The following is a 440-nucleotide window of genomic DNA, read 5'->3' as shown; positions in this document are numbered from 1 at the left end:
ACTCTGCTTCCTTAAATGGGGGAGCGATCTTATTCTTAACAACCTTCACACGGACACGGTTACCAACGACTTCACCGCCCTGCTTTAAGGACTCGATTCTTCTGATATCCATACGGACAGATGCATAGAACTTAAGCGCACGGCCGCCGGTCGTCGTCTCCGGGTTACCGAACATAACGCCCACCTTCTCACGCAGCTGGTTGATAAAAAGCACGGTACAGTTAGACTTGCTGATGACACCGGTCAGCTTTCTCAGCGCCTGGGACATCAGACGAGCCTGCAGGCCTACATGGGAGTCACCCATGTCGCCTTCAATCTCCGCCTTCGGAACGAGGGCCGCAACCGAGTCCACGATGATAATATCTACCGCACCGGAACGCACCATCGTCTCTGTGATCTCCAGCGCCTGTTCTCCGTTATCCGGCTGAGAGATGTATAAA

General features: G+C 53.4%; 1 protein-coding gene. It reads right to left on the bottom strand.

The features are described 5' to 3' along the window. Positions 1 to 440, bottom strand: a 440-nt coding sequence (locus NE664_14165; GenBank protein MCQ4727780.1) for a DNA recombination/repair protein RecA, incomplete at both ends; no start/stop codon positions are given.

This window comes from Anaerotignum faecicola, from assembly GCA_024460105.1.
Classification (GTDB): Bacteria; Bacillota; Clostridia; order Lachnospirales; family Anaerotignaceae; genus JANFXS01.
Note: the sequence above shows the minus strand (reverse complement) of the source record. Positions and strands in the feature narration are given on the sequence as shown.